The sequence below is a fragment of the Bacillus sp. 9.4 genome (genome assembly GCF_055486415.1).
Genome location: NZ_JBVFMU010000002.1, coordinates 569,022 through 591,583, shown reverse-complemented (window position 1 = coordinate 591,583; position 22,562 = coordinate 569,022). Strand labels below are relative to the sequence as shown.

Here is a 22,562-nt window from a genome sequence, read left to right as displayed (position 1 = left end):
TAGCGGATTTTTTATGATGCGAAACATAAAGATACGAGAAAGGATCCCGCGAATAATATGAGGACGAGGCAAAAGAACACCCAGTCGCGCCGGTTCACGCTCAATGTCCTGTAGTATGTCCGGTTTCTGCTTCCTGTAAATCCTTTCGATTCCATCGCAAGCGCTGTCCGTTCCGCTTTTCTGATGGCGCTTGCCAATAGCGGTATGGTATATCGTTTTAACGCACCGATTTTATTAATGATGCCGCTCTCCGCCGCTCCTCCTCTGATTTTATGAGCCTGCTGAATCAGCTGGACCTCATCCTTTAACAGCGGAAGAAAGCGAAAGCCTGCAATGACACCGTACGCGAGCTTTGGTGAGAGCCTGCACTGCTGGACAAGGCTCAGCATAAATAAAATCGGATCGGTTGTAAAAACAAACATCATCGATAAGGCGGAAAAGCATAAAATACGAAACCCGAGAGAGATGCCGACAGACACATTATCGCTGTTAATTGAGATAGGGCCTGCTTGAAACAAAAAATTATCCGGTGTTGTCGGCACTTTTCCAAAAACTGCGGCTGTCCACACGCATCCGAATGCTAAAATCAAAAACGGAATCGTAAACAACAACCATTTTTTCAATGGGATTCCGGCCGCCAGTAAAACGCCCGCAACGATGATGATATAAAAACATGCCGGAGTGTAAGGGTTGTAAATAAACGACAGCATGACGACACAACAAAAAACCGCCGCCGCTTTCACAGTCGGATTAATGAGATGTAACGGCTGCTTCATCACGCACCTCCTCTTGAAATGCCATCCATTCATATAGAAGGGGAAGGGTGAGCTTTGCTTTTTGGACAAGCCCTGTTTCTTGAGAAAACAACTGCGCTGGAGATCCGTCAAAGGCCAGGCCCGTATCGTGAAGCACAAGCACGCTGTCAGCATACGAAGAGACTAACTCCATATCGTGTGTAATCATAAGGACAGCGGTTCCCTCTGCCTTGATACGCTGAATCATTTCCATGCATTCAGCCGCTGTGCGGGCGTCCTGGCCAAAGGTTGGTTCGTCTAATAATAAAACCTTTACGTCATGCATGAGCATAGTAGCAACGCTCAGTCGCCGTTTTTGCCCTTGGCTGATCGCAAACGGATGATGATCAGCCAAATGCGCAAGACCAAAACGCTGCAGCAGGTGTTGCGCTTTTTTCTCAGTTTCAGCATTTGCTTTCTGGCCGAACAGAAGCTCGTCATACACCGTATCGGTGACGAATTGATGCTCAGGGTTTTGAAAAACAAATCCCATCCGTTTACGTAATTCTTTTTCTTTATATTTCTGCAGCGGCTGATCATAGAGAAGGATTTTGCCGCTTTGCGGTTTCATGAGACGGGCCAGAACTGATAGGAGCGTCGATTTTCCAGTTCCGTTCGGACCGACAAGCGCCGTTAAAGAGCCTTCGCGCAACGAAAAGCTGATGTCTTTGAAAATCGCCTGCTGTCCTCTCGCGAACGAAAGGCTGCTGACTTCAAGCACACTCTCCCCAGAAGGGGCTTTCTTCTTTTTGACACGCCCGGCAGGAATAGGCTCTTTGAACAGCATCTCTTTTGATAAAGTAAACGGCATACTCAGCTTTTCCTGCAGATGACAGACCTTTGGAATGGCGATGCCCAATTTCTTTAGTGTCTCCGCTTCATGCTGAAATAGATTTTTCGTCAGGCCATCCAGTGCCTTTTTGCCTGATTTGTCGAGTACGATCGTTCTCTCAATCCAAGGCGCCCATTCATCAAGCTGGTGCTCAATGACGAGGAGGCTGAAACCTTTTTCCCGCTGAAGATCCTTCATCAGATGAACGAACTCCCGCGCTGAGAAAGGGTCTAAAAGAGAGGTCGGCTCATCTAAAATAATGAGCTCAGGCTCCATTGACAAAATACAGGCGAGAGCCACTTTCTGCTTTTGTCCTCCTGAAAGGGTTGAGATCATTTTTTCTTTTAAATGGGTAATGCGTAATTTTTCTAATACGGCGTTGATTTTCTCTGTCATTGCTTCTTTTGGAATTTGCAGATTTTCCAGCCCGAACGCAATTTCATCCTCTACCGTCAGCATGCAGAACTGCTGATCAGGATCCTGAAAAACGACCCCGGCATGCTGAGCAATCGTTTCGGAGGTTTCAGCATCTGTGACCGGCTTTTGAAATAGAAATACATGTCCGGACTGAATGCCGTCGCAAGCCTCCGGATATAGACCGTTTAAACAAAGGGCGAGCGAGCTTTTACCGCATCCGCTCGGTCCTAATAATAAAACACATTCTCCTTTTTGAAGCTCAAACGAAATGTCTTGAAAAACCGGTTTCTCGTCTTCTTCATAAGAGAAGCTGAGCTGCTCAACCGTCAGAAGCTCATCAAAGGCTTGCATGTTCTGACGCCCGCTTCCGTTTCTTTTTCAGTTCCTTTCCGAGTGCCATTCCGTTTAACACACCTGTATAAGCGAGAGAGTCGCTGACAGCTTTTCCGAGAAGCCCCGCCAAAAGCGCGCCGGAAATGAGACGGATCACAAGCATAATGAGCAGATAACCTGGTGAATAGGCTGCATAGCCAGAAACAAAGAGATCATAGATAAAGCTGGCTACTGAAGACCCCATACCGGCCAGCATAAGGACAGGGAGAGAGTATGCTTTCCAGCGTGTTGCAAGAAATACAGCCTCAGCCCCGAGCCCTTGAACAATGCCAATGACGATGACCATCGGGCCAGACGGATTTCCCAGCAGGCACTCAACGAGAGCGGCAATGATTTCAGAAACGAGCGCCGCACCCGGTTTTCGAATCATGTACGCGGCGATCACAGAAACGATAAACCAAATGCCGTAAATCGGTTCATAGGCGATTGGCCCAAACATACCTGCAAGCACGTTTCCGAAATGTGTAAATAATAAATAAACAACGGCAAATACGATACTGATAACGGACATGATGACAATTTCTTTTACTTTCCAGCTTTTCATTTTATCCCTGCTTTCTGTTTTTTCTTGATGGACTGTTAGCCGAAAGATTCACAGTCATGGTGATATGGTTTGTTTGCTGCTCGGCCATGCGGAAAACGGCTTCCAATGTGCTGAATACGTCATGCGCATCCCCGTCAAGCTCGCTCGCGTAATGGACACCCTGTACGAAAGTGCCTTGGGCTTTTGCAATGTCGACAGCCTTCATAATCAACCCCATATAATCCGGCTCGTTCATTGGATAAAGGGCAAATTGGCACGGCGCTTCCGCCTTCAAGCCTCGGACAGCATCTTCATTGACACGCTTATCACCTTTGGAAAGATATGTATCCCCCTGTGTGTCACCCGGGCATCCAATGGAAAACGTGCCGTTCATGACGATGTGTTGTTCGCTGTTTGCTGCATGAAGGTAAATGGCTTTTGCAGCATCGAATACATGATCAATCGATCCGCGTAACACCGTACTGATATGGTCGGTTTTCGTCCATACCTTGGATGTATCTGTTTTTTTCAGCGCAGACTTGATCACACTGATAAAATCATCCGTCATCGGATATAAAGAGAAGCGAAAACCGGCGATTCTGCTTGTACCGCAAATATGCTCCATTTCTCCGACCTCCTGTTTTTTTGGTAAAATAAAAAACTGCATATCCTAAGGGAATATGCAGTCATAGATCGATTAAGCGCACAAAAAAATACACCATTCGGTCAACCTGCACTTCCCCACGCTGGTATTATCCAGATCGGGTCATAAGGGATCAAAGCGCGTTTCTTTCGCGCTTTATCTCAGCCAAAACAGCACCCCTAGTGCTTTCCGTATACAATTTTTTATTTTGACATCATAATAGATGATAAGAATCATTTTGTAAACAACGAAATCATTTTTTTCATATAGGGACGGGAGAGGATGATAAAATTTGGAAAAAGGACACATATTAATTGTGGAAGATGAAGAAAAAATCGCCAGGGTTCTTCAGCTTGAATTGGAATATGAAGGATACAGTGTCACCATCAAACACAATGGCACAGAAGGTCTGGATGCGGCAGCGGAAGGCGGGTATTCCTTGGTGCTTCTTGATGTCATGCTTCCGGGGCTTAGCGGATTGGAAGTGCTGCGCCGCTTGAGAAAAACGGATCCGCAGACACCGGTCATATTATTAACGGCGCGAGACAGTATTCCTGATAAGGTAACAGGTCTGGACATCGGTGCAAATGACTATGTCACCAAGCCGTTTGAAATCGAGGAATTGCTTGCGAGAATCAGGGCGGCGCTGCGGCAAAATGGAACAAAAACGGAAGATATCGGCACCTTTCTTACATATGACGATTTGCGGGTGAACGAAAAAACCCGTGAAGTGAGACGCGGAGACAAAGAGGTGGAATTAACGCCGCGGGAATTTGATCTGCTCGTCTATATGCTAAAGCATCCGCAGCAAGTGCTGACACGAGAGCAAATTCTAAGCTCGGTATGGGGATTTGATTATATCGGTGATACAAATGTCGTGGACGTCTACATAAGATACATCAGAAAAAAACTGGACTATCCTTACGAAAAACAGCTGATCCATACGATTCGCGGGGTCGGCTATGCCATTAAGGGGTAAACGATGAAGCTGAAGACCAAGATTCATCTATACACTTCGATATCACTGTTGATTTTATTAATTTTGGTTCATACCGCAGTATATCTCATTTTTTCGTCTGCGCTGACATCAAAGGATGCGGCCCGGCTTGCTGATGAGACGGATAACATTGCCGAAGCGCTGCGTGCCGCTGAAACAGAAGGAGTGGCTTTGCAGGATATGCTGCAGGCCTATCTTCCGGCAAATGGCATGGTGCGTGTAGTGAATGGTGATCAAAAAGCCGTTATGGCGATCACAAAAGAAAAAGCCTATAAAGATTTTCCTCTCTCTTTTCATAGCGGAGAAACGGCAGATGTGAGGAAACATGACGGCAAGCTGTTTGCTGAGGCTGCTGTTCCGGTGATTTGGACCGATGGACAAGTGGTTTCTCTTCAGCTGGTTGAAAGGCTTGAGAACACAGAAGAGAGTCTGTTTCTGCTGAAAATCATTTTAATCGCTGCAAGTGCTGCTGTCTGCATTGCTTCTTTTTTTGCCGGCAGCTTGCTTGCCCGCCGTATCATCAATCCGATCAGACGATTAATGATCACAATGAAAGACATACAGCGAGACAAAGAATTTAAAACGATTTCTTTAGAAGGACAGTCCAACGATGAATTATATCAAATGGGGCTGACATTTAATGAAATGGCAATGATGCTGAAGGATCACTATGATAAACAGCAGCAATTTGTTCAAGATGCTTCACACGAATTGAAAACGCCGCTCACCATTATAGAAAGCTACAGCAGCCTGATGAAGCGGTGGGGGGCAAAAAAGCCGGAGGTGCTTGAGGAGTCGATAGAAGCCATTCACTCAGAAGCGGTGCATATGAAAAAACTGACCAATCAGCTTTTGGCGCTGGCCAAAAGTCATCAAGAGCTTGAGCTTGATCTGAAAACAATCGATCTGATTGAAGTATCGCGCGCGATCATGCAAACGCTCCAGCCCGTTTATCAGCGTGACATATTGCTTGAAACAGATAAAGAGAGCCTGCTTGTAAAGGCTGATGAAGAACGCATCAAGCAGCTGTTGACCATTTTGCTTGATAATGCAATAAAGTATAGTGAAAAGCCTATTGAGATGTCAGCCGGAACGAGGAATGGACGGCCGTTTCTATCAGTGAGGGATGAAGGCATCGGAATACCTGAGGAACATATCCCGCATTTGTTCGAACGGTTCTACCGGGCAGATGAGGCACGAAACAGAAAAACAGGCGGAACGGGTTTAGGTCTTTCCATTGCCAAGCAAATCGCCGATGAGCAAGGCATTGAGCTGTCTGTCAAAAGCAAGCCGGGACAAGGAACAGCTGTTACCATGCAATTCAGCGAACAGAATGGGGGAGGCGGATGACTAAAACAATAAAAACAGTATCTTTTGCTGCAGCAGCCATTTTAGTTGTCATCATCTGTACGTTTCTCATCATTCGGCAAACCCATGAGAACGTATTGTCAAAGGAGACTGTCGTAAAAAAAGTCGAAGCCTCTTATGAAGGCAAGGTCACGAAAGCAACACAATCAAAGGATAAAAAAACATATGATATAACCCTTGAAAATCCAAAGGGAACTTACTTTGTAAAAGCAGACGCAATATCGGCTGACATTCTTTCAATGAATAGAGTAAAAGCAGTGAATCCATCTGCCATGACAGAAAAAGAAGCCGAGCATCTCGCGCTTGAGCGGGTGCCGGGAACGGTCAAAAAACAAACACGGCAAAGTCAAGTTGCCACTTATACCATACAAAAAGAAGACGGGAAAACATACGAAGTGAAGGTAGACATGCAGGCAAAAACAGTCTTGTCTGCCGATCAAATCAGCAGCAAAGATCAACAAAAAACGCCGATTACGAAAAAAGAAGCCAAAACAATTGCAGAGCGAAAAACGGGCGGTACAGCGGATGACGCAGATCTCGAAGAAAGTGAGGGTACTCTCATCTTTGAAGTGGACGTTGATCTTCCTGATGATAAGGAAGCGACAGTGAAAATCAATGCCTACACAGGAAAGGTAGCTAACATTGTGTATGAAGACTGACGGTTTCTCATCAAATTCTCATCTTGCTCTCGTTTTCCTTTCATGTTGAGTGTGTAAACTGTACTCATACAAAACAAAGGAGGACTCACAAATGCTCAAGAAAAAATGGATGGTCGGTCTTTTAGCAGGGTGCCTAGCGGCCGGAGGATTCAGCTACAACGCGTTTGCCAAAGAAAACAATGAAAACAGACAGGCTTCTTCTAAGACGGATGCACTCACTGAACAAGAAGCAGAAGCAATTGCTAAAACAGTTGTTGACGGCACAGTAGAAGACATTGACAGAGACCTTTACAACGGCAAAGAAGTCTATGAAGTGGAGATTGAAAAAGAAGGTGAAGACTACGACGTTTATGTAGATATTCATACAAAACAAGCGCTTAATGACCCGTTAAAGGAGAAAGCAGAACAAGTCGCCATAACCAAAGAAGAAGCTGAAGAAATTGCTTTAAAGCAAACAGGTGGAACCGTAACAGAAAGTAAGCTTGACGAAGATGACGGTGCTTACATCTATGAAATGGAAATCCAAACGAAGCAAGGAACTGAGACAGAATTTGAAATTTCCGCAAAAGATGGACGCATTATCAAACAGGAGATAGATGACTAATCAAAACCCCCGCTGCAGCGGGGGTTTTTCATGATAAGAAACCTTTTTTTGGACAATCTAAGTAGAAAAGGAGGCGAAACGCATGGAAAAGAAAGAGGAGCAATACATCAATCAGGCTGAATATGTCCCTCATCCGACGAAGGAAGGAGAGTACGCCTTATTTCTTCATGAAACGTATCATTTGCTTTCTGAAGATGACGAGACACAAACAACAGAATAAGGGCTTAGGCCCTTGTTTTGTTCCGTAATTGTGATGTAAGCGCATTTATTACTTTTTTGAGTTGACACAGCTTGTTTTTTTCTGTAATCTCAGTGTGTCAATTCAATTAGGAACTTCGTTAGGTGAGGCTCCTGTATGGAGATACGCTGCTGCCCAAAAATGTCCAAAGACGCCAATGGGTCAACAGAAATCATCGACATAAGGTGATTTTTAATGCAGCTGGATGCTTGTCCTATGCCATACAGTGCTAAAGCTCTACGATTGAAGGCGCCCGCACGCTTTTTTTGCCGTGCTTCTTTCACCTTCAATCCCGAAGGCTTTTTTTATGCCTTTAAAACGAAACCAATCAAAGGAGGTGCGGAGTATGGATTCTCCCCATTCGAGTCAATCTGAAGAAGTACCCATATACTATGACAGCAAGACAATTGATTACACGATGAGGAGACGAACTGCCGCACCTTCTGGCGAGGCCGGCACGTCTCCGTAGAGGAGGTACGAGTCCCGATGGTTCAAAACATGACCTATGACGAACTCATTTTACGCATCATTATTTTACTGCGAGACGGGAAAATCAGGGATTTCAGAAGTGTTATTGATGAGCTTCAGCCCTATGACATGGCATTTATTTTTAAAGAAATGCCGGAAAAACACCGCGCCCGCTATTTATCTTATTTAACTGTAGACGATATCACTGATATGATCGGGGAGCTGGAACGCGAATTTCAGCTTGTCGTCTTAAATAAAGTCGGAAAAACAAAAGCAACACTGGCGATGAACAAAATGGACAACGATGACCTCGCTCAATTGCTTGAAGAAATGGACGAAGAACTGAAGGAACAGCTTTTGTCCAGCATGGAAGCGTCAGAGTCAAAAGCTGTACAGCTCTTGATGAATTACCCGGCTGATTCAGCGGGACGCATGATGACAAACCGGTATGTGTGGATCCCTCAGCATTACACGGTAAAAGACGCGGTCGTCAAACTGAAAAGCTTCGCTGAAATAGCTGAATCGATCAACTACTTATATGTTATTAATGAAAGCAAACAGCTGGTTGGGGTTCTTTCCTACCGCGATTTGATTCTGGGTGAACCTGAAGAAAAGGTGCAGGATTTAATGTTTACCCGCGTCATATCAGCAGATGCTCTTCAGGACCAGGAAGAAGTTGCCCGCCTGATTGAACGTTACGATTTTTTGGCAATACCGGTTGTAGAAGAAAACAACGTGCTTGTCGGTATTGTGACGGTCGATGATATTATCGACGTCGTTATTCGGGAAGCTGATGAGGATTACGAAAAATTTGCCGCTTCCGGTAAAGACATCACCTTTGACACAAAAGCTTACGTGGCGGCATACCGGCGCCTGCCATGGCTGATTTTACTCTTGTTTATCGGACTGATTTCAGGAAGCATTATCAGCTATTTTGAAGACGCGCTGAAGCAGGTTGTCGCGCTTGCGTTTTTCATGCCGATGGTGTCAGGGATGACAGGAAATACGGGAACACAATCTCTCGCGGTTGTCATCAGAGGTTTGTCTAAAGAAGAAATGAACAAAAAAACGATTGTGCGCCTGATCTTCCGGGAGTTCAGAACAAGTATTTTTATCGGAGCGGTTTGTTCTGTGCTGATTGCGATTGTCTCCATCATATGGCAGGGGAATGCGCTTTTGGGATTTGTTGTCGCCTCTTCACTGTTCTTAACCTTAATCATCGGCACGATGTCAGGAACGATTATCCCTATTATTTTGCACAAACTGAAAGTAGACCCGGCGATTGCTTCTGGACCGCTGATTACAACGTTAAACGATATTTTATCTTTATTAATCTACTTTGGCATTGCCACTGCATTCATTCACTCATTATAAACGTAAAAAGTCCGTCTCAACTGCGAGCCGGACTTTTATTATTTAACGGTTTTTGTACCGAAAGTGAGCATTAAGCTGCCCCTCCAGCATTTTTTTCCGCACTTGCGGATCGTTTTTTAACATCTGTTCTTTTTTGCGCATATCCTTTAAAATCTCTGCCGTCTGTACGCCGTCTTCACGCTTATTGGCGATATCCATCAGCCGCTCCACATCGGCAAAGGAGTATTTTCTTGTCCCCCTTGAAGAACGCTGCGGGTAAATGAGCTTTCGTTCCTCATAATACCTGATCTGTCTTACGGACAATCCTGTCAATTCACTCACAATTCCGATTGAAATCACTTTTTTGTCTTTATAAGAATGATCTTCTGTGGTCATTTTTCCACCCCTGGATGTCTTTTGATAATAGTATATAAAAAACAAAGAGAAAAAACCTGACGCTTGTCATATTTTCTAACATCAAATAGAAGATTTTTGAAAAAATACGGAAGAAAAATTAACAAGAATAATGCGTAACACCCAAGCGCGTTTTATCCTTTATGTAACGAATCAAACGAGGAGGAAGGATAATCATGGAGGAAGAAAAAGCGGTCTCACTGGCAAAAGAAATTATAGAGTTGGATATCAAGCGTGATGAAATGCTGGAGACGTTTATGCAGCTTGCCGGAGAACAGGCTTTTCAATTATTAAGATCCGTTCAAAACGGACAATACCGAAAATCTTCGTAAACATAAATTCTTTACATTAGATTCATACCACGTTCATTTAAAAAGAGTATCTTTTGTATAGGATACCTCAAAATGAAGGAGGACGCTATGAGTAATTTATTGAAATCCGCTTTAGAAAAAGAACGAAGCCATTATTCTGAAAAACTCTATCAGATAGGGGTTTATAATAAAGAGGTCATGAACAAAATGACGATTTCTGAGCTTCGGAAAGAATACGCTTATTTCTTTCGAAGCATTACAAATCATAAAAATTATCCTTATACAAGATAATGTATAAGGATTTTTTTGCTTTTAGAAGGAATTTCTCGAATTATAGCGAATACGTATAGTAAGGGACTGAACTCTTATTATATGTAAGGGTTTTCATTATTTTTTTATAAAAATCCTATATACGAGGTAGATATGATGAGATTATCGTTTAACGAAGAAGAAGTTGAGCGTGCGATGAATTTGTACAGAGTTTTTGCAAGGGCTTTCAAAAGTGTGTCCGAACATAGTATCCGTGATAGCAAAGAGCACGGTTTTAATCCCACTGAATTTGCTGTACTGGAGCTCCTGTACACAAGAGGCCCGCAAAAATTACAGCAAATTGGGTCGAGACTTCTGCTTGTAAGCGGAAACGTCACATATGTTATTGACAAACTAGAAAGAAACGGGTTTTTAGTAAGGGAGCAGGACCCGAAAGATAAACGCTCTGTTTACGCACATTTAACTGACAAGGGAAATGAGTATTTGGATAAAATTTATCCGATTCATGCACTGCGTATTGCGAGAGCGTTTTCAGGCCTTTCGCCTGATGAACAGGACCAGCTGATCGTCCTGCTCAAGAAAGCAGGCATACACAGCCAGCATTTGCTGTTTCGTTAACTATTCTACACTCTCTATTTCAGGAGAGTGTTTTTTTGTTTCCATATGATTCTTTTTAAAACATCTTCAATCTTCCTATCAGACATTTCGCCAAGGTATCCATTGACGTGCTTTTTATACTCCTTCATCTGTTCGTTCGATTGAAAAAATGCCGCGATATACTCTTCTGCTTTCTTCATGTCCCAGTTTCTCATATCTGTGACGAGCTTCCTTCCATGTAGAAGGTTTAAATTCATTTCCTCCTGTCCCGGCAGTGCATGATAAATAAATACCGGAAGCCGTTTCTGTAAGCATTCACTGATGGTCACGCCTCCGGGTTTAGTCATGATGCCTGTCGCCTGTTCGTACAAACGGTTCATCTCAGCTTTGCTGTGAAGGTAAGGAATCGCCTCAATCAAGGGGTGGTGTAAACTTTTGACATAGGAGTAGAGCTTTTCGTTTCTGCCGCATAATATTTTGTATAAGATCTTTCCGCCTGGCGACAGTTTCTGCACCCATTTTAAAACTCCACCGACCCCCATACTGCCCCCAGTGATGATGATGGTATATGGCGGGTGGTGCTGCAAGGTATCTGCTGATTCCATTTCAAAATTTCGGTGAACTGGAATACCGGTCAAGTATATGTTGTTCTGATCGATCCCCTCTGATATTAGCTGCTTCTTTACTTCCGTGCTCGGAACAAAATGGTAATCAATGTTCTTCCGTCCCCATAATTGATTCACGAAAAAATCAGTGTATACATTCACAACCGTCAGATTCGGATATTCAGGCTTTAGTCGGTTCAGCAGATAAGAAGGCAGCGCATGTGTGCAGAAGGCGATATCAGGCTGTTTTTCTTGGAGAATGTGCCTCATTTGCTGTGTGAACAGCCATTCGTACATGAAATAGCGTTTGTCATGCTGAAATTCTCCGCAGGCGAGGAGCCTGTAAATGCCGCTGTACGTTTTCGGGAAATATTGAATCCATTTTAAATAAGCCACGGAGGACAATTTTTCTAACCGGCTATACGCATGTGAAAAGATATCAATCTTTTCAGCTGCCAGCCCTTGAGACTCTAATTCAGCCTGCAATGCATCAGCCACATGATGATGGCCGGTGGAAATGCTTAAAAAAGGAAAAATGAGAATGTTTTTCATGACGGTCCTCCTAAAAAATATGGCAACTATATTTTGAGGAGAACGTTCACAAAATATAAGGGTGTTTTTGATCATAAGGAAGGTGAAAAGATGAAAACTTGTTTCCTTTCCATATGGAGAGTGGTTGACCCGATTTATTTCTTTTTTTCAAGGCTGACCTTGGTTGACAAAGATCATAAAAGCGTCTTTCGAGTCAGGCTGACGAAGTACAAAGGACATCATGTCGTGCTTAGCGACGGAACGCATATAAGAAAAAATGATGTGCTCGTTAAAATCCACCTGCATAACATAAAGCTGATCAGGGAGCTTCAAAGCATTGAGAGCGCGGTCAGAAAGGGAATCATTATTTATCAGAAAGTATATCAATCGATGCCGCTTCTTCTTGACTATATTAACAATCATAAAAAAAGCGAGAAAATCAAAGGAATCATTGGGATTACAATGCTTGACAAAGGTGTGGAAAGGCTCGGCTTTGATGTGATCACCCCGGTGAATCCTTTTTACAGATGCTTTAAAAAAGTGTCCCATGTGCCGATTTTATATTTGACTTCAAAGCCTGTGAGCTTGCGGCATTTACCGAATTCATCCTATTTGTTTATCTCAAAAGAAAAGCTGCAGAAAACCTATCAAAAAAAAGACTGATGCCTCGGTCAGCACAGTCTTTTTTGATTAAATCTGATGAAATGTTACTTCAGGACGGCTTCCGACACGGATATTTACGCCAGTTTGTCCCAAGCCTTCGCTGATATAAAATGGTTTATCGTGATGATAATGAAGGCCTTTAATCATGTTCATTCGCACGAGCTTGCCCATTTTCACCAAATGATACGGTTTTGGCCAGTGAATTTGCCCGCCGTGAAAATGCCCTGACAGCAGGTAATCATAATGAACATCTTTCATATCCAGAATAATATTTGGGTCATGTGTTAAGACAAGATGATAGCCATTTTCCAGACTTTGATAAGAGCCGTTGATATTACTACGATTCGTACTGTAATCATCAATGCCGATAATATTGACTGGCCCTGCAGCCGTCTCGATTCGAACATGTTCATTTTGCAGCGTGATACAGCCGTTTTCCTCTAAAACTCGCTTCAATCTCTGAAAGTCCTCTTCTTTCAATACATAATCGTGGTTACCGAACACCGCATACATTCCATATGCAGGCTTCAGATTTTGCAAGGCGTTCAAGTAACCTGCCAGCTTCGGAATATTACGTTTCCGATCAAGAAAATCCCCGGTAAGAGCAATGATGTCCACAGGCTGATCTTTTGTTAAATGATACAGCTCCTCAGGTGAGACTGAAATGTTTTCCAAGTGAAGATCTGATAAATGAAGGATATTTAATTTTTTTCTGGCTGGAAGGCCGTCTTTTGGGTCGATTGAAATGGTGTTGACTTTCACATCTTTTGTATTGCGGTTCGCTTTATATAGAAATGGCACAAATACGAGTATGGCCAATGAAAGTAAGATTGTAAACAAAATATATCCCCTCCCTTCTATCAGTATAGTAAGTGATCAAGCCCTATGGATAGCGGGAATTAATGGGTAGAGACAGGTTGAAAAACGGATTGTCATATGATGAATGATTTGGAAGGGAAAAGGGATAATAAATTTTGACACATGAGGCAGAACATGCCGACGGAGTCAGAATAACAAATGGATGTGTAAGCAATGTTACGATTGATGAGACAACAAAAAAAAGAAACATATTATCTCTGGATCGCATTATTTCTTCTTTTATTGTATGTATCCCCGCTTTTTATTTTAAAGGAAGATGCCCATATCCGGGTCCACGATAATTTAGATTCCAACATCGCTTGGTACAAGGTTCTGGCCGATAGCGGAGAAATCGTCGGCAAGGTTGACGCTGCCATTCCGCAAATCATTAACGGGCTGCCCCGGGATGCCTTTGGCACCGAGTGGAGCGGAATTGTTTGGCTCCATGCTTTCTTTTCTTCCATGACCGCCTATGCAATAAGCCAGACGGTTACAAGAGTTGTCGCTTTTTTTGGAATGTATGTGCTGCTGAAGAAACATATAATCCCGGAACCAAAAGCGGCTTTCATCCGAATTGGCGTATCGCTTGCATTTGCCTTAACACCGTTCTGGCCTTCGGGAATGCTGAGTACGCTTGGGTACCCTTTGGCACTGTGGGCTTTTTTAAATATCCGAAAAGGGGATATCTCATGGAGAGAGTGGCTGACGCTGGGCTTGCTCCCTCTATACTCAAGCTTTGTTCTAGGCTTCTTCTTTTTCCTGGCAGGAATGGCGTGTTTTTGGCTGTATGATGCTATTACAAAAAGAAGATGGAATTTGATGTTCTTAGGCAGTATTGCATTTATGACGAGTATCTATCTTTTCGTTGAATATCGGCTTGTCTATTCGATGCTGTTTGAGCACGCGCCGATGCATCGTATCGAATTTATCTCATCCAGGCATGACGTTTGGCATTCTCTTCGGCTATCCGTAAAAAACTTTGTCTATGGCCATAATCATGTGATGACCGTTCATACCGTTGTCATCCTTCCGATCCTGCTGGTCGTATTTGCTGCTCTGCTGTTCAAACGAAATCGGACAAAGCCAGAAAATGTGTATCTGTTTTTATGTGTGCTTAATTACGGATTGTCATTATGGTATGCGTTTTGGTTCAACAAAATTTGGGCTGTTCCAAAGCAGAAATTTGCCTTTTTAGCAGAATTTAATTTTGCCCGTTTTCATTTTCTTCGGCCGCTTGTTATATACGTGAGCTTTGCGCTTGCCTTATATCTCATTTGGCGGATGGGGAAAGGATGGAAATGGCTTGTGTACGCTGCAGTCGTTGCACAGCTGATGGTGTTGGCGCCTTTTAATGAAGAATATACGTATGGCGTTCATTACAACGCGCCGACATTCAAGGAGTTTTATGCATCGGAGCAATTCAAAGAGATTAAGGAATATATCGGACGTCCTCAGGATTCGTACAGGGTGGCGAGCATCGGGCTGCATCCGTCTATCGCCCAATATAACGGCTTTTATACGTTAGATACGTATAACAATCTGTATCCGCTCTCATATAAATATGAATTTAGGAAAATCATCGAAAAAGAGCTGGAAAAAAATGCTCGGCTGAAACAATATTTTGATGAATGGGGCAGCCGCTGCTACCTTTTTGTCGATGAACTCGGTAAACGATATGATTTCAAAAAGAACTCGAAGAAAACGATCAACAACCTTCAATTAAATACAGATGTATTTAAAAAAATGGGCGGACGGTACATTTTTTCTTCAGTTCCGATCATGAATGCTGAACAAAACCATCTCGCGCTCGTAAAGACGTTTGACCATAAAGATTCCGCCTGGCGCATTTATTTATATGAAACAAGATAAGGAGGATATCGATTGAAACAGTCACAGCCAGTATTAACCATCGTCGTCCCGTGTTTCAATGAAGAGGAAGTGTTTCAAGAAACAAGCCGTCAGCTGACAGAGGTTGTAGATGATTTAATTGAAGAAAAATTAATTGCTGAAGACAGTAAAATTCTGTTTGTCGATGATGGCAGCAAAGACCGCACTTGGGCTTTAATTGCTATGGAGAGCATAAGAAACAAGAAGGTTACCGGCTTAAAATTAGCCTGTAATGTCGGCCACCAAAAAGCGCTTTTAGCCGGACTGCATAAAGCGAAGAATAGGTCAGATTGCGTCATTTCGATCGATGCTGATCTTCAGGACGATATCTCTGTGATCCGGGATTTTATGATGAAATATCATGAGGGCTGCGAGATCGTTTACGGTGTACGCCGGAGCAGAAAAACCGATACCTTTTTCAAGCGCACGACCGCGTTAGGGTTTTATCGTCTCATGAATAAGCTTGGGATTAAATTAATTTATAATCATGCTGACTTTCGTTTAATGAATAAAAGGTCCCTTGAAGAGCTTGAGCGTTATCCGGAAGCGAATCTGTTTTTAAGAGGTATTGTCCCCATGATCGGCTTTAAATCGGCCGAAGTTTTGTATGACCGCAAGGAACGCTTTGCTGGCAAAACGAAATATCCGCTGAAAAAGATGCTATCCTTCGCTTTTAACGGGATTACTTCATTCAGTGTCGCACCAATTCGATTCTTTACGCTTTTAGGGTTTGTTTTGTTTTTCCTCAGCGCTGTGGCAGGGGTTGGCGCGTTTATTCAAAAGCTGCTCGGCCATACGAATGCAGGCTGGGCGTCTCTCATCATATCCATTTGGTTTTTGGGCGGGCTGCAATTGATGGGAATTGGCATCATCGGAGAGTATATTGGAACGATTTTTTCTGAAGTGAAAAGACGGCCGAAATACGCGATTGATATTGATTTGTATAATGAGCAGCTGAGCCCGCTCCAGCGCCAGGAAAAAGAGCGGTTGGAAAAAAAGTACAGTTAAACGGAAAGAGCTGACTTCATTAGTCAGCTCTTTTTCTTCAACTGATGCAATATGGCGCTAAGCGGCTCGTCTTGCGGGTTGCGGTAAAAATCAAAAAATGGGCAGCCCTGCTTCTTAATTCGATCGATGACCGTATCAATTGTAAACAGAGCGGGTGTTAAAGATGATTGCACCTCATGCCAGTAGAGCGGGGCTGCGACAGTCCCAAGCTCATTTCCTCTCGTCGAATAGGGACAGATAATCGTTTTTCCTTCTGCGTGCTGCAAATAATCAAGATACAATTTGCCGTGTCTGTTTTTAATCAAGCGTTCAGTGGTAAATAGCTCGGGAAATGCATTGGTGCAGTACTCTGCGATCAGCTGTGTAAATTGGCGTGTTTCTTCATACGTAAATGCCTCGGGAGACAAGGGAATATAAAGCTGGATGCCTTTGTTGCCGGACAGCTTCGGGTACGATGTGATGCCAAAGGAATCCAACAGCCGCTTCAGTTCATTTGCGGCCTGCACGGCCATAAGAAAGTCATCTCGCGAAGGAGGGTCTAAATCAATGACAATCTCAGCCGGACGCCTGCTTTTAATGGTTTGAAAAGGAACGTGAAACTCCAAAGCAAGCTGGTTGCAAAGCCATAGCAATGTAGACATATCCTCACAGACAATATGTTCATGGCTCCCATCATAGAAAGATTGAACAAAATCCGGCGCATAGTCCGGCTTGTTTTTTTGGAAAAATGATTCGCTCCTAGATCCATGCGGATAGCGGATGACGGTGACAGCACGGTTTTTCAGAAATGGGAGCAGGTAGTCACTGACTTCAATCATATACTGAATAAAATCTTCTTTTGTTTTTTTATTCTTTTCAAATATGATTTTATCCAGGCTTGTGAACTGGAGCTTTGGGTGAACGGGTTTGGAGTGTCGTATGACTTGCGCATATGTGCATTCGGTCCAGTCCATTTGGAATTCGAAACCGATAAACGATACCTCTCTTAATGTACCTTGGAGAATTGTTAAGTATTGAACAGCTGCACAAATCGAAGGTTCAAGCGTAAACTCGCCTGAGGGTGTTTGATGTCCATGCTGTTCCATAATCTTGCGTATAGCGCTTTTTTCCTCATCGCGCATTCCGTGCGAGACAGAGGCAATCGGTGTCATTATTCCGTTTTTTAATACCGATACCGTCAGAAACCCGTTATTAGGGTTGAATCCTGTTATGCAAACATAAGCTTGTTTAAAGTTTTTATATTTGAGCCAATCGGACGACCGCTTCTTTTCAAGCCATTTGCTGTTTGTTTTCTTCGCTACAATTCCTTCTCCGTCATATTTTATTACCATCTCCCAGAGTTGATCAAAATGATCATAACAGGGAATGGATTGAATGGTTTCTTTTGCGTAAGGATTTGGAGATGCAGGAAGCTTTGCTGCGGATATGAGATCATGCAGCGATTTTTTGCGGTCCAAATACGAAAGAAACGTTACATCTTTTCCGCTTCGCTCTAACAAATCAAAGGCGAGAAAGCAGCACGGCCGCGCGTTTGCCGATTCCTGAATCTTGTCTGGCCTTTTCAAACGCCCCCGCACTTGAAGGTGTTCAAAATCTGCACGACAAGGATTCACCAAACATACGATTTCACCATCAAGTGTCAGCGGAAGCTCTTTTTCCATGTGCTGAAAGGCAGTTTTGGCGAATTGTGTGATTTCAGGGAAGGTGCTGCTGAGCTCCACACCATTTCTGCTGGTTAAGGTCACACCTGAAGAATGGATGCGGAGAATACAGCGGTACCCATCATATTTTACTTCGTAACGCCATTCTGCTCCGATTGGCGGTGACGAAGTTAAGACCGGCTGCATGGTAAACGCCATGGGCTATGACGTGCCGGAGGCTTTTTTTCTAGTTGTTTTTTGTTTTTTATCTCCGGCTCCTTTCGGTTCAGCGGCTTGTGCAGGTGCGGCAGCCGGTGTCTCCCGGTTCGGCCTTCTGGTTCTGTCGATGCTGGCTTGCAGAGCGCTTACCAGGTCAATGACATCTTCACGAGGTGGCGCTTTATCAGGAGTGACAGCCGTTTCTTTATTTTCTAGCTTGTCGTTGACTCTTTGCAGCAGCGCCTGTCGGTACGTGTCTTCATATTTCTCAGGCTCAAACTCAGCAGTCAGTTCATCTATTAATGTGATAGCAGTTTGCAGTTCCTTATCGTTTACATTCGATTGATCAGGTACACCTGGGACATGAGCGGCGCTTCTGACCTCATCCGGATAATGGATAGACTCCATGACGATACAATTTTCATAAACGCGGAGAATCGCCAGCTGCTGCTTTGACCTGATTGTCAAATTGGCGATACCGATCTTTCCGGTTGAGCGCAGCGCCTCACGAAGCAGGGTATAGGCCTTCGTCCCATTATCCCCGGGGCCGACAAAGTAGGAGCGGTTAAAATAAATCGGATCAATTTCCTGAAGCTGAACAAAGTCAACAATCTCAACCGCTTTCTCCTCATGCTCCTGTTTTAAGCTTTTTAAATCTTCGTCCGTCAGCACTACATATTTCCCTTTTACATATTCATATCCCTTCACAATTTCATCAGGACTAAGAGTTTTTTCGCAATTTGTGCAAACTTTCTCGTATTTGATTGGTGCGTGATCCTCTTTATGGAGGCTGCGCAGTTTAATATCTTTATCTTCTGTGGCCGCATATAGCTTGATGGGGATGTTTACTAATCCAAAGCTGATCGATCCCTTCCACATTGTATGCATATCGATAAACCCCTTTTTTTCTTTAGTGTGAAGAGAAGGAGTACGATTCATGTGTAGTAACTTATGGGTGAAAAAAAGCCGGCGCACTTATTGCGACGGCTGTTCAGTAATGAATTGTTCGAGCTGTTCCGGAGGTATTGGCCTGCTGAAAAAGAAGCCCTGCAAATGGTCGCAGCCTTTTTCAAAAAGAAGCTGCTTTTGAGCTGCATTTTCCACACCTTCGGCAATCACCTGCAAAGACAGCTGATGCCCCATGGCAATAATAGCTCCGGTAATTTGCTCTGATTTAGGATGGGTCTGAATATCGTCAATAAATGATTTGTCAATCTTCAGCCTGTGAATCGGGAAGTCCTTCAAATAGCTAAGAGAGCTGTGACCAGTACCGAAATCGTCAATACTGATTCTGATTCCTAATTCTGTTAGGGATGACAAAACCTTTTTGGAGTGATCGAGATTGTCCATTGTCATGCTTTCCGTCACCTCCACTTCAAGAAGCTGCGGAGGAAGCTGGTATTTATTAAGCGTATCCTTGATGAGGGGAATCAGATCTTTGGATTGGAACTGTCTGGCGGAAATATTAATGGCGACAGAAAGATCATAGCCTTTGTCATGCCAAATCCTTGCCTGCTTGCATGCTTCATCTATAATCCACTTTCCGATATCAATAATAAGTCCCGTTTCTTCTGCAACACCGATGAATTCTCCGGGCGGACGCAGTTGCCCGTCTGGTGTCACAAGGCGTATCAGTGCTTCTGCTCCTGTCATTTTTTGTTTTTTCACACTGAATTGCGGCTGATAATGCAAGACAAATCTATCGTTTTCGATTGCTTCTCTGAGTACCATCTCTTGGTTAAGCTTGACGGTTTCTTTGTTGCCGATTGAAAAAGAATAGTATCTGTATTTGCTTTTGTTTCGTTCTTTAGCCGCATACATCGCCATATCAGCCTTTTTCATCAATTCAAGGCCATCCGTCCCGTCTTTTGGAGATATCGCAATCCCGATACTGACAGATGTGACAAGGGTGTGATCTTGAATTTTGAAAGGTTTTTTGAATTTTTGGATAATTTTTCTTGCTAAAACATCTGCTTCGCCTGTTCCTGTATTGGCGTCTGTTAATATAATAATAAATTCATCACCGCCAAGACGGGCGATAAATCCGTTATCAGGGACTACAGATGACAGGCGTTTAGCTGCAAACTGAAGCAGTTGATCACCGACATTATGCCCTAATGCATCGTTAATCACTTTAAACCGGTTTAAGTCGAGAAAGAATACAACGGTGTTATAATGCAAGGAATGCTCGCGATTCAGCACCTTTGTTAGATGAGAGATGGCATGTCTTCTGTTAGGTAAGTCTGTAAGCGAATCATAATGAGCCATTCTATGGATTTCTTTTTCTGCTTTGTACTGCTTCGTCATGTCTTTGCAAATGACATAAATGCTGTCTAGTTCCTGATTGACCTCAACAGGTATGAGCGTAATATTTAAGTGAAACTGGCCTTTTTCAGTGATAAGCTCGCTATCGCTGTTCATCGCTTGTTTATCTTTTTTAACTTGCTCAAAAAGGCGCTTAATCTTCTGTGATGTGTAATTCCTCCAGTCATGCATGCTGAAGCCAAATTTGCTGATCATTTCCTCACCAGCGTGATTGGAAGATATTATGTCTCCTTCTAATGATAAAATAAAGATTGCATCAATATTGTGGACGATTAAAGACTGAAATCGCTGTTCGTTATCCTTTATGCGTTCGCTCTGTTTAATAAACTTTCGATCTGCATGGGAACTGAATAACAATAACGTTTGGATACAGAAAATAATTAAAGTAACAAAAATTGACCAATGAAACGTTTGTACCTCCATATGGCTTCCGGGCGGAGCCATGTCCTTATGGAAAGTTGCCGCAAGCATCCCTGTGTAGTGCATGCCCGAAATCCCAATACCCATTACAATTGAACTGATGACTTTATAGAATATAAGATGCTCAGAATGTTTTTTCACGGCCAAGTCAAAGAATATTTTTAACGAGACGAAAGAGGCTGCAATCGCAATGATAATTGAAACTGTAAATAAAATCGGTTCGTAAATAATCATTACCCGGGAAATGGCAGACATTCCGATATAGTGCATAGAAGCAATAGATGCGCCAAGCACAACTGATCCGGTAAGCAGTCTGTAATATGTAAGAATGTGCCGGCTGACAAAATATAATGACACAAATGATCCCGAAACAGATGCGCCAATGGCTGCCATTAAAGGCATGAATTCATATTCCATCGGCATTTCCATATGGACGGCCATCATCCCTACAAAATGCATTGACCAAATACCGAATCCCATAATAAGTGAGCCGCCGATCAGCCGAATTTTACTTTTTAAGCCTGTATTGATGGTGACTTTCCTGGAAAGTTCAAGGGAAATATACGAGGCGGTACAGGCAATTAGAATAGATAAACATATGAGCGTCGTATTATATGTAGCGTGTATTTCCAAATGGAGATTCCCCCCGTATCGTGTGTTCCAGTCTTGTTGACTCTCTTTATTATCGGCTGCTTAACCGCAGAGTTTCAGCCTTCAAAACGATAGAAATACGAGGGAGATCTATTTTTAGTTCAACTGACCGTGAAAAATGTGTTAAAATCATCTTGACGTTTTCCGAAAAAACAAAAATGTATGATACATAAACATGAAACAAGGGAGTTGGTGGCTATCGAAGAGCTGGTTATGTCATGGATAGAAGCATTTAAAAGCTTATCTTATTTTGGAATATTTCTAGCGCTCAGCATTGAGTTTATCCCTGCCGAAGTCGTCTTGCCGCTTGCGGGCTATTGGGTATCTAAAGGCGATATGACACTTGCCGGCGTTGTTTTGGCAGGATCGCTTGGGGGAGTGGCCGGTCCGCTTACGCTGTATTGGATAGGCCGGTACGGAGGAAGGCCGTTTCTTGAACGTTTTGGAAAGTATCTCTTTATTAAACCTGAAGCGCTTGATAAATCAGATAAATTTTTCAAAAAACATGGGGGCTTTGTCGCGTTCAGCGGGCGTTTCTTGCCTGGCATCAGGACATTGATTTCCATACCGTGCGGAATTGCAAAAATGAATGTTTGGGTGTTTTCGCTTTATACATTCATTGCTATGCTTCCGATTACATTTGTATATGTTTATCTCGGTGTGAAGCTCGGTGAAAATTGGAAGGAAGTCGGCTCTATTCTTGATCAATACATGCTTCCGATCGGGATAGCGATTTTGGCGCTGTTCCTGCTCTACTTACTGTTGAAAAAGAGGAAGAAACGCACGCATTCCGAACAATTATCTGTATTTTTAAAAAATAAACGTTGACAAATCATTGCGCTGCGCATATCATTGACGTATAAAATCATATTTC

24 protein-coding genes and 2 riboswitches are annotated in these 22,562 nt (G+C 43.2%); of the genes, 14 read left to right on the top strand and 10 right to left on the bottom strand.

The window, feature by feature from the left end; translation table 11 throughout:
• Positions 1–11: 11 nt before the first annotated feature.
• From thiX to thiU, 4 genes are read right to left on the bottom strand one after another with little or no spacing between them, the layout of a single operon-like run.
• Complete coding sequence (thiX, locus tag ACZ07B_RS09540; RefSeq protein ID WP_021479436.1) at positions 12–776, bottom strand: HMP/thiamine ABC transporter permease ThiX; 765 nt, start codon at positions 774–776, stop codon at positions 12–14.
• On the bottom strand, positions 751–2,394 hold the full coding sequence (locus tag ACZ07B_RS09535) for an ABC transporter ATP-binding protein (protein ID WP_464877131.1): 1,644 nt from the start codon (positions 2,392–2,394) through the stop codon (positions 751–753). Before ACZ07B_RS09535 ends, thiX begins: the two co-directional genes overlap by 26 nt.
• Positions 2,381–2,980 (bottom strand): ECF transporter S component, encoded by a 600-nt coding sequence (locus tag ACZ07B_RS09530; protein WP_003232554.1) that lies wholly within the window; start codon positions 2,978–2,980, stop codon positions 2,381–2,383. Before ACZ07B_RS09530 ends, ACZ07B_RS09535 begins: the two co-directional genes overlap by 14 nt.
• Before the next feature lies 1 nt (position 2,981).
• Positions 2,982–3,584 (bottom strand): HMP/thiamine ABC transporter substrate-binding protein ThiU, encoded by a 603-nt coding sequence (thiU, locus tag ACZ07B_RS09525; protein ID WP_015252237.1) that lies wholly within the window; start codon positions 3,582–3,584, stop codon positions 2,982–2,984.
• 96 nt (positions 3,585–3,680) lie between these two features.
• A riboswitch (TPP riboswitch) is annotated at positions 3,681–3,793 on the bottom strand.
• Between the two features lie 101 nt (positions 3,794–3,894).
• Between thiU and ykoG the strand changes: the two genes are divergently transcribed.
• The 7 genes from ykoG to mgtE all read left to right on the top strand — a co-directional run bounded on the left by ykoG (position 3,895) and on the right by mgtE (position 9,310).
• Positions 3,895–4,581: a two-component system response regulator YkoG gene (gene ykoG / locus ACZ07B_RS09520; protein ID WP_038428855.1), complete on the top strand. Its 687-nt coding sequence runs from the start codon at positions 3,895–3,897 to the stop codon at positions 4,579–4,581.
• Positions 4,582–4,584: 3 nt separating this feature from the next.
• Positions 4,585–5,949, top strand: a complete 1,365-nt coding sequence (gene ykoH, locus ACZ07B_RS09515) for a two-component system sensor histidine kinase YkoH (RefSeq protein WP_464877130.1) — start codon at positions 4,585–4,587, stop codon at positions 5,947–5,949.
• Positions 5,946–6,626, top strand: coding sequence for a PepSY domain-containing protein (locus ACZ07B_RS09510; RefSeq protein WP_464877129.1), 681 nt, complete (start codon positions 5,946–5,948; stop codon positions 6,624–6,626). Before ykoH ends, ACZ07B_RS09510 begins: the two co-directional genes overlap by 4 nt.
• 91 nt (positions 6,627–6,717) lie before the next feature.
• Positions 6,718–7,230, top strand: a complete 513-nt coding sequence (locus tag ACZ07B_RS09505) for a PepSY domain-containing protein (RefSeq protein ID WP_014479606.1) — start codon at positions 6,718–6,720, stop codon at positions 7,228–7,230.
• Between the two features lie 82 nt (positions 7,231–7,312).
• Complete coding sequence (locus ACZ07B_RS09500; protein ID WP_003218541.1) at positions 7,313–7,450, top strand: transcriptional regulator SplA domain-containing protein; 138 nt, start codon at positions 7,313–7,315, stop codon at positions 7,448–7,450.
• A 107-nt stretch (positions 7,451–7,557) separates the two neighbouring features.
• Positions 7,558–7,723, top strand: a riboswitch (M-box (ykoK) riboswitch).
• A 91-nt stretch (positions 7,724–7,814) separates the two neighbouring features.
• Complete coding sequence (locus ACZ07B_RS09495; protein ID WP_009967087.1) at positions 7,815–7,937, top strand: hypothetical protein; 123 nt, start codon at positions 7,815–7,817, stop codon at positions 7,935–7,937.
• 17 nt (positions 7,938–7,954) lie between these two features.
• On the top strand, positions 7,955–9,310 hold the full coding sequence (mgtE, locus tag ACZ07B_RS09490) for a magnesium transporter (RefSeq protein ID WP_003232543.1): 1,356 nt from the start codon (positions 7,955–7,957) through the stop codon (positions 9,308–9,310).
• 42 nt (positions 9,311–9,352) lie between these two features.
• Here mgtE and tnrA read toward each other — a convergent pair whose 3' ends face one another.
• Positions 9,353–9,685 (bottom strand): MerR family transcriptional regulator TnrA, encoded by a 333-nt coding sequence (tnrA, locus tag ACZ07B_RS09485; protein WP_003232541.1) that lies wholly within the window; start codon positions 9,683–9,685, stop codon positions 9,353–9,355.
• Positions 9,686–9,879: 194 nt separating this feature from the next.
• On the opposite strand from tnrA, the gene ACZ07B_RS09480 reads away from it, so the two are divergent.
• The 3 genes from ACZ07B_RS09480 to ACZ07B_RS09470 all read left to right on the top strand — a co-directional run bounded on the left by ACZ07B_RS09480 (position 9,880) and on the right by ACZ07B_RS09470 (position 10,902).
• Positions 9,880–10,035 carry a hypothetical protein gene (locus tag ACZ07B_RS09480; protein ID WP_003232538.1) on the top strand — a complete coding sequence of 52 codons (156 nt, stop codon included), beginning with the start codon at positions 9,880–9,882 and terminating at the stop codon, positions 10,033–10,035.
• Between the two features lie 87 nt (positions 10,036–10,122).
• On the top strand, positions 10,123–10,305 hold the full coding sequence (gene ykoL, locus ACZ07B_RS09475) for a stress response protein YkoL (RefSeq protein ID WP_015252233.1): 183 nt from the start codon (positions 10,123–10,125) through the stop codon (positions 10,303–10,305).
• Between the two features lie 132 nt (positions 10,306–10,437).
• Positions 10,438–10,902 (top strand): MarR family winged helix-turn-helix transcriptional regulator, encoded by a 465-nt coding sequence (locus ACZ07B_RS09470; protein WP_003232536.1) that lies wholly within the window; start codon positions 10,438–10,440, stop codon positions 10,900–10,902.
• 14 nt (positions 10,903–10,916) lie between these two features.
• On the opposite strand, the gene ACZ07B_RS09465 is transcribed toward ACZ07B_RS09470, so the two are convergent.
• Entirely contained in the window at positions 10,917–12,038 is a 1,122-nt protein-coding gene (locus ACZ07B_RS09465; RefSeq protein WP_123373473.1) for an MGDG synthase family glycosyltransferase, read from the bottom strand.
• Between the two features lie 90 nt (positions 12,039–12,128).
• Here ACZ07B_RS09465 and ACZ07B_RS09460 point away from each other — a divergent pair, with 90 nt between their 5' ends.
• Positions 12,129–12,680, top strand: coding sequence for a YkoP family protein (locus ACZ07B_RS09460; RefSeq protein ID WP_123373474.1), 552 nt, complete (start codon positions 12,129–12,131; stop codon positions 12,678–12,680).
• Between the two features lie 27 nt (positions 12,681–12,707).
• Here the strand turns inward: ACZ07B_RS09460 and ACZ07B_RS09455 are convergent, their stop codons facing one another.
• Complete coding sequence (locus ACZ07B_RS09455) at positions 12,708–13,520, bottom strand: metallophosphoesterase (protein WP_123373475.1); 813 nt, start codon at positions 13,518–13,520, stop codon at positions 12,708–12,710.
• A 192-nt stretch (positions 13,521–13,712) separates the two neighbouring features.
• Between ACZ07B_RS09455 and ACZ07B_RS09450 the strand changes: the two genes are divergently transcribed.
• Together ACZ07B_RS09450 and ACZ07B_RS09445 are read left to right on the top strand one after the other, a co-directional pair.
• Positions 13,713–15,407, top strand: coding sequence for a DUF6044 family protein (locus ACZ07B_RS09450; protein WP_123373476.1), 1,695 nt, complete (start codon positions 13,713–13,715; stop codon positions 15,405–15,407).
• 12 nt (positions 15,408–15,419) lie between these two features.
• On the top strand, positions 15,420–16,433 hold the full coding sequence (locus ACZ07B_RS09445; RefSeq protein WP_123373477.1) for a glycosyltransferase family 2 protein: 1,014 nt from the start codon (positions 15,420–15,422) through the stop codon (positions 16,431–16,433).
• A 23-nt stretch (positions 16,434–16,456) separates the two neighbouring features.
• On the opposite strand, the gene ACZ07B_RS09440 is transcribed toward ACZ07B_RS09445, so the two are convergent.
• The 3 genes from ACZ07B_RS09440 to ACZ07B_RS09430 form a co-directional block, all read right to left on the bottom strand.
• The gene (locus ACZ07B_RS09440; protein ID WP_124059790.1) at positions 16,457–18,292 is read right to left on the bottom strand and encodes a DNA ligase D; all 1,836 of its coding nucleotides are present in this window, start codon (positions 18,290–18,292) and stop codon (positions 16,457–16,459) included.
• A 3-nt stretch (positions 18,293–18,295) separates the two neighbouring features.
• Complete coding sequence (ku, locus tag ACZ07B_RS09435) at positions 18,296–19,180, bottom strand: non-homologous end joining protein Ku (RefSeq protein ID WP_440615922.1); 885 nt, start codon at positions 19,178–19,180, stop codon at positions 18,296–18,298.
• Positions 19,181–19,267: 87 nt separating this feature from the next.
• Complete coding sequence (locus tag ACZ07B_RS09430; protein ID WP_464877128.1) at positions 19,268–21,670, bottom strand: putative bifunctional diguanylate cyclase/phosphodiesterase; 2,403 nt, start codon at positions 21,668–21,670, stop codon at positions 19,268–19,270.
• A 180-nt stretch (positions 21,671–21,850) separates the two neighbouring features.
• Here ACZ07B_RS09430 and ACZ07B_RS09425 point away from each other — a divergent pair, with 180 nt between their 5' ends.
• Positions 21,851–22,516, top strand: coding sequence for a DedA family protein (locus tag ACZ07B_RS09425; RefSeq protein WP_041518224.1), 666 nt, complete (start codon positions 21,851–21,853; stop codon positions 22,514–22,516).
• Positions 22,517–22,562 lie beyond the last annotated feature (46 nt).

Bases quoted from the DNA above. Each gene is read 5' to 3' on its own strand.
- thiX (WP_021479436.1), bottom strand. From the start codon at position 776: ATGAAGCAGCCGTTACATCTCATTAATCCGACTGTGAAAGCGGCGGCG.
- ACZ07B_RS09535 (WP_464877131.1), bottom strand. From the start codon at position 2,394: ATGCAAGCCTTTGATGAGCTTCTGACGGTTGAGCAGCTCAGCTTCTCT.
- ACZ07B_RS09530 (WP_003232554.1), bottom strand. From the start codon at position 2,980: ATGAAAAGCTGGAAAGTAAAAGAAATTGTCATCATGTCCGTTATCAGT.
- thiU (WP_015252237.1), bottom strand. From the start codon at position 3,584: ATGGAGCATATTTGCGGTACAAGCAGAATCGCCGGTTTTCGCTTCTCT.
- ykoH (WP_464877130.1), top strand. From the start codon at position 4,585: ATGAAGCTGAAGACCAAGATTCATCTATACACTTCGATATCACTGTTG.
- ACZ07B_RS09510 (WP_464877129.1), top strand. From the start codon at position 5,946: ATGACTAAAACAATAAAAACAGTATCTTTTGCTGCAGCAGCCATTTTA.
- ACZ07B_RS09505 (WP_014479606.1), top strand. From the start codon at position 6,718: ATGCTCAAGAAAAAATGGATGGTCGGTCTTTTAGCAGGGTGCCTAGCG.
- ACZ07B_RS09500 (WP_003218541.1), top strand. From the start codon at position 7,313: ATGGAAAAGAAAGAGGAGCAATACATCAATCAGGCTGAATATGTCCCT.
- ACZ07B_RS09495 (WP_009967087.1), top strand. From the start codon at position 7,815: ATGGATTCTCCCCATTCGAGTCAATCTGAAGAAGTACCCATATACTAT.
- mgtE (WP_003232543.1), top strand. From the start codon at position 7,955: ATGGTTCAAAACATGACCTATGACGAACTCATTTTACGCATCATTATT.
- tnrA (WP_003232541.1), bottom strand. From the start codon at position 9,685: ATGACCACAGAAGATCATTCTTATAAAGACAAAAAAGTGATTTCAATC.
- ACZ07B_RS09480 (WP_003232538.1), top strand. From the start codon at position 9,880: ATGGAGGAAGAAAAAGCGGTCTCACTGGCAAAAGAAATTATAGAGTTG.
- ykoL (WP_015252233.1), top strand. From the start codon at position 10,123: ATGAGTAATTTATTGAAATCCGCTTTAGAAAAAGAACGAAGCCATTAT.
- ACZ07B_RS09470 (WP_003232536.1), top strand. From the start codon at position 10,438: ATGATGAGATTATCGTTTAACGAAGAAGAAGTTGAGCGTGCGATGAAT.
- ACZ07B_RS09465 (WP_123373473.1), bottom strand. From the start codon at position 12,038: ATGAAAAACATTCTCATTTTTCCTTTTTTAAGCATTTCCACCGGCCAT.
- ACZ07B_RS09460 (WP_123373474.1), top strand. From the start codon at position 12,129: ATGAAAACTTGTTTCCTTTCCATATGGAGAGTGGTTGACCCGATTTAT.
- ACZ07B_RS09450 (WP_123373476.1), top strand. From the start codon at position 13,713: ATGTTACGATTGATGAGACAACAAAAAAAAGAAACATATTATCTCTGG.
- ACZ07B_RS09440 (WP_124059790.1), bottom strand. From the start codon at position 18,292: ATGGCGTTTACCATGCAGCCGGTCTTAACTTCGTCACCGCCAATCGGA.
- ku (WP_440615922.1), bottom strand. From the start codon at position 19,180: ATGCATACAATGTGGAAGGGATCGATCAGCTTTGGATTAGTAAACATC.
- ACZ07B_RS09425 (WP_041518224.1), top strand. From the start codon at position 21,851: ATGATACATAAACATGAAACAAGGGAGTTGGTGGCTATCGAAGAGCTG.